Here is a 5,369-nt window from a genome sequence, read left to right as displayed (position 1 = left end):
ATGCAGCTTGAAGGATTGCAAAGCTTGAGCGACAATCAGGCCGCACGGCTCTCCGCCGTGATTAACTGACCGGGGACCCAGCCCCTTGAGAATCACATCTCATACACCACGCCTGGGGACACAATCCAGCGAGTCGCGTGGTGGGTGTTGGAGAGCTGTTGAGGGGGGAGTTGGATGGTAGTCATCGTATCGACGATCCAGTTCAAGAAGTGAATTCGACAAATTTCCATGTGGAAACAACTAATTTTATCAAGTTGCCTCGCGAAAAAACTATCCAAATGTCACTATTGGGCAGAACTTGGCCGGAGCTTTATCACCCGATGACCGTCTTGGATTGACTCTGGAAGAGGCAGGTAGGCGTATGGGGATTCCGCAACCTAAAGTATCGGCCATGATGCGGGGGGACTTTACCAATTTCTCCGAACGCAAGCTAATGGATTGCTTGAACCGTCTTGGTTATGATATTGAAATCAGGGTGCGCCCGACAGGCGCACCTGTCGGGCAGTTAAAGCTGGCGATAGCTTGATCAGGCCCGGCGGGCCTGGCGTTGTGGTTCGGCGTAGGTCGCTGGCACGTTGCGGGTTGTGCCTGGGACGAGGCTGGCGCTGGTCTTGCGGGCGCCGCCTTGGGCGGGGAGCTTGAACACTTCCAGCGCCTTGGCCACCGCCTGGGTTTGCATGTCCAGCACGCCGGTGGCGGTGGAGGCTTCTTCCACCATTTGCGCGTTCTGGCGCGTGACTTCGTCCAAGTGCATGATGGCGTCCTGCACCTGATGCACGCCGCTGCTTTGCTCGCGCGTCGAGCCGCTGATGTCGCCCATGATGGAAGCCACGCGGCCAATCGCCGCGATCACCGCTTCCATGTCCTGACCTGCCGTGCTGGCCATGCCGGCGCCGATGTCGATTTTGTCGGTCGAGGCGTCGATCAGGGCTTTGATTTCTTTGGCGGCCCCCGCGCTGCGCTGCGCCAGGCTGCGTACTTCGCTGGCGACTACGGCGAATCCGCGTCCGCTCTCGCCGGCGCGCGCCGCTTCCACCGCCGCATTCAGCGACAGGATGTTGGTCTGGAAGGCGATGCCGTCGATCAGGCCGATGATGTCGACAATCTTGCGCGACGAGGCGCTGATGTCGTTCATGGCCGACACCACTTGCGCCACCGCCACGCCGGTGCGCTCGGCCAGCGCGGTCGCTTCGCTGGCGACGCCGCTGGCGGTGGTGACATTGTCGGCGGTCTGGGTGACCATGCCGGTGATCTGGCCCATGTTGGCCGATGTCTGCTCCAGGCTGGAGGCCTGTGCCTCGGTGCGCGCCGACAGATCGCTGTTGGCATCGCGCACCTGGGTGGTGGTGCTGCGCGTCAGGCTGAAGTTGCCGCGGATGTCGACCAGAATCGACGCCAGGTTCAGGTTGAGCTGGCGCACGAAGGCTTGCAACTGGCCCAGCTCGTCGTGACGGTCCACCGCCATGCGGGTGGTCAGGTCGCCGCCGGCCAGGATGCGGGTGGCCTGGATGCTGGCCTGGATCGGGCCGACGATGGCCACATGCAGGTTGCGCCAGCAGTACAAGGCCAGCGCCACCATCAGCAGCGCCTGGGTGATCAGGGTGCTGTCGGCATAGTCCAGCAGACCGTGGCATGCCATGGACAAGCCCAGCAGCGTCATGCTGCCGAAGCACAGGCTCAGGCGCTGTGCCAGGGTGATGTCGCGCAGCGCGTTGGCCAGCTTGCGCCAACCACGCGCCGCCTCCGCCCCGCGCAGGATGCGCACACCGTCCGGATTGGGGCCTTTGAGCGTGCGGTACAGCTGTTCGGCCTGCGCAATCTGTTCGCGCTTGGGCTTGGTGCAGACCGACATGAAGCCGGTGGTGTTCGATCCTTCCATCACCGGCGTGACGTTGGCGATGCACCAGAAATAGCCGCCGTCCTTGCCGCTGTACTTGACCAGCCCGCGCCAAGGCTCGCCCGACAGCACGGTGCGCCACATGTCGGCATCGACTTGCTCCGGCATGTCCGGATGGTAGAGCGAGCTTTGCAGCCGGCCCGCCAGTTCGCCATCCTCGTAACCGCTGGCCGCCGTGAAGGTGGAGTTGACGTAGGTGAGACGTCCTTTCAGGTCACTGGTGGTGACGATAGGCTTGCCATCTTCAAGAACGGTTTCGTGGCCGTGCATGTGCTGTCCTGTACAGAGATTGACCAAAGTGTGGCAAGCATCCTAACAGATTTAACTGTCAACTAATTCCACAAAGTATCATTTTTGCACAAGAACAACAAGGATTACCAGTCGCGGCGCAGGCGCAGCATGGCGAAGGGCTGGGTGCGGGTGATGTTGTGCTCGGTGAAGTCGAGGTTGCTGGCAAAGCGGTCGTTGCCGGCGTAGTGCAGACGGTCGTAGGTGATGCTGCGGCTGGCGAGGTTGTTCAGTTCCAGCGTCAGCATCAGGTTGTTGGCGGGGCGGTAGTTGATGAAGGCGCGCGCCCAGCCGCTGCCGCTGCTGGTGTCGCGCTCGCCCACTTGCCAGTTGTCGTTGCTCCAGCCGTTGTCGACCGAGAAGCCCCAGGCGGTGCGCTGGGCCGGCAAGTCCTGCGAGAATTCCACCCGCCAGGCCAGCGCCTGCTCGCCCGACAGGCGGCGCGTGGCCAGCGTGGTGGGGTCGGTCACCGACGACGAGCGCCAGGTGGTCGACAGCTTGAGCAAGCCTTGCGGCAGCGCCAGGCTGTCGGTCGGCAGGTTGAGCATGCCGGTGACGGTGTCGGCACTGGCGTCGCCGATATTGCCGGCCGCGTCGACGGTGGTGGTGGCGGAGCGGATCGGCATGCGGTCGATCACGTCGCTGATGTGCGCCTGCGTGTAGCTGAGCATGGCCGCGCCGCGATCGGCAAAGCGGTATTCCAGCGCGCCTTCGCACAGCCAGGTCTTGGCCGGCACCAGGTCCGGATAATCGGCGCGCAGCGATTTATCGGCCATGCCGTAATAGCCGGCGGCATCCCAGAAGTTGATCTGGCTGACTTCGCGCTCCATGCGCAGCCGCAGTTGCAGCGCCGGCATCGGCGACAGCGACAGCCGCAGACGCGGCTTGGGATAAACGTAGGCCTTGCCGTCCGATTGGCTGGCGCTGGTATTCAGGCTGGAGTGTTCGAGCTTGAGGCCGGCTTCGGCGCTCAGCTTGCTGTCCACCTGCCAGGCCGAGGACAGCTGGCCTTCGACGCGCGATTCCTGCACCCACGCGCCCACGCCCGGCACGGCGGCCGAGGCGGCATTGGACTGGTAGGCGTTGCTGTTGTCGTTGGTGTTGACGGCGCGTTCGATGCCGCCGCGGATCACCACGCCATCGCCCGCTTGCAGCGTCAGCTGGCCGGCCAGGATGTGTTCGCTGGCCGTGGTGGCGGAGGTGGAATGCGAGGTGACGCCGTTGGCGGCAAAGGCGGAATCGCCTTCAAATTCGGCGGTGCGGTACAGCGCCTTGAGGTCCATGCTGGCGCCATGCGCCAGGTCGCGGCTGTAGGCCAGGCCTTGTTCGACGTTGCGGCCGGCATTGTCGTTGCTGTTCAGGCCGCGCGTGGCGCCGTCGTTGACGATGTGCGACTGGTAGGTCCACGGATTGAGCGCGCCATTCCAGCTGATCTGGCCGTCCAGCAGGTCCTGGCCGTAGTTGAGCTTGACCGATTTGCTTTCGTTGACGCCGGCGCCTTCCAGCGTCACTTCGGTGCTGGGGCTGTGGTCGGCGTAGGTGGTGGTGCGTTGACTGTGGCCCAGGCCGCCGTCCGGCGAGCGGCGCCAGGCCAGCGCGACGTTGATGCTTTTGTCGCCGCGTTTCAGGTTGTAGTTGCCCTCGGCCGAAGGTTGCAGGCTGCCGTCCGGCATTACGGTGCTGGAGGCGGTGGTGCTGGCCGAGACCAGGTCCATCGGCTTGAGCACCACGTTGGAGACGGTGGTGTAGCCTTGCATGTCGATGCCGCCGGCGCCGCCGTTGATGACTTCGATGCGTTCCACCGCCGCGACCGGAATGCGGCCCAGCACGTCGCTGAGCGGTTCGGTCTTGGAAGTCGGGCGCTTGCCGTTGATGAGGACGTTACCGGCGGTGCCGCGTCCGGGATTGCCGCCTTCGAAGCTGAAGCCGGGCAGGCGCGACACCATGTCCATGGCCGAGTTGGCCTGGAACTGGGCGAAGTAGGCAGGGACATACGATTGCGCGCCGGCCGTCTCGGCGGCAATAGCCCGGCCGCCGGCAGCCAGCGTGCAGGCGAGCAGGACGATATGGCGGGCGGGTATCGTATGTCTCATAGCAATATTATGGAATGGGCACTATGATACCTGAATATTCCGCCCGCACCGCATTAGTCGAGCTTGAGTGCCTTGGCGACGTCCTCCCATGCCACATATTTGAAGTTTTGCGGGCCGTCCGGCAGGCGCTTGTAGCCGTCCTGGATCACCAGCATGCCTTTGCCGTACGGGCCGCCGAAATTGGCCGAGCTGACTTCCAGGCCGTCGGTTTCCGAGGTGCCGTCGATGCCGGCGGCCAGGTTGTAGCCGACGCGGAAGCTGCCGCGCACTTTGTAGGGCGCTTTGGCGTCCAGCACCAGATAGCTGTTGTCGCCTTGGCTGGAAACCACCAGATAGTCGCTCTTGTCGCCGTGGTACAGGCCCATGCCTTCGACGTCCGCCACCAGTTGCGGGCCGACAGGGATCACCATGCTGAGTTTGGCCGAGGCCTCGCCGCGCGCGGAGACGGTCCAGACACCGCGCTTTTCTTCGCCCAGGAACAGGCGGTCGTTGCGGTCGTCGACCACGCAGCCCTCGGGCTGGCTGGCGACCTTGAAGCGGCGCAGCAGTTTGCCGGTCATGGCGTTGCCGTCGCCTTCGATGCGGTATTGCAGGAAGCTGCCGTCCTTGTCGTTGATGAAGGCTTCCAGGCCGCCGTCTTGCGGACGGTACAGGCACATGCCGTAGATGTTGTCCAAGCCGGTGGGGAAGGCGCCGGCCGGGGTCACCACGCCGTTGGCGGCGATGGTGAACAGCATGACGCTGTTGTCGTCGCGCTGGGTGGCGACGGCCAGGTCGAGCTTGCGGCCGCCGACCGTGACATCCTGGCGCACGTCGACGTTGTTGAGGCGGCCGACTTCCAGCAGTTGCAGCTGCTTGCCGCTCAGGTCGTAGACCAGCAGGCCTTGCTTCTTGTTGGTGCCGAGGATGCGCGAACCGCTGGCGTCGGCCGGATGGCGCCAGATGGCCGGGTCGTCGGCGGCGTCGCCGGTGCGCGCCACCGGCTCGGTCTGACCGCGTGGCATGACGATGGCCTTGGCGCCTGCCGGCCACGAGGACGCTGCGGCGGGCTGCATGGCCTGCGCCGCGCTTGCCGCCGTCGCACCGCCGCG

General features: G+C 64.4%; 3 protein-coding genes and 1 pseudogene. 1 reads left to right on the top strand and 3 read right to left on the bottom strand.

From position 1 onward, the window contains the following. Window positions 1-328 precede the first annotated feature (328 nt). Window positions 329-526, top strand: a pseudogene (locus tag GM676_RS30975) (helix-turn-helix domain-containing protein); the annotation flags it as partial. Here the strand turns inward: GM676_RS30975 and GM676_RS30970 are convergent. From GM676_RS30970 to GM676_RS30960, 3 genes are all read right to left on the bottom strand, one after another. Beyond that, complete coding sequence (locus tag GM676_RS30970; protein WP_155468409.1) at window positions 527-2,167, bottom strand: methyl-accepting chemotaxis protein; 1,641 nt, start codon at window positions 2,165-2,167, stop codon at window positions 527-529. It lies immediately after the preceding pseudogene. A gap of 104 nt (window positions 2,168-2,271) precedes the next feature. Continuing rightward, a complete protein-coding gene (locus tag GM676_RS30965; RefSeq protein ID WP_155468408.1) occupies window positions 2,272-4,278 on the bottom strand; it encodes a TonB-dependent receptor plug domain-containing protein in 2,007 nt (668 codons plus the stop codon). A gap of 53 nt (window positions 4,279-4,331) precedes the next feature. Next, window positions 4,332-5,369 (bottom strand): phytase (locus GM676_RS30960; RefSeq protein WP_155468407.1); only part of this gene is annotated, 1,038 nt, incomplete at its 5' end.

The sequence above is a fragment of the Duganella radicis genome, assembly GCF_009720825.1.
Classification (GTDB): domain Bacteria; phylum Pseudomonadota; class Gammaproteobacteria; order Burkholderiales; family Burkholderiaceae_D; genus Rugamonas; species Rugamonas radicis.
The sequence above is the reverse complement of the archived record's forward strand: the minus strand, read 5'-3'. Positions and strand labels throughout refer to the sequence as shown.

Coding starts and splice junctions, on each gene's coding strand:
- GM676_RS30965 (WP_155468408.1), bottom strand. CDS start 4,278: ATGAGACATACGATACCCGCCCGCCATATCGTCCTGCTCGCCTGCACG.
- GM676_RS30970 (WP_155468409.1), bottom strand. CDS start 2,167: ATGCACGGCCACGAAACCGTTCTTGAAGATGGCAAGCCTATCGTCACC.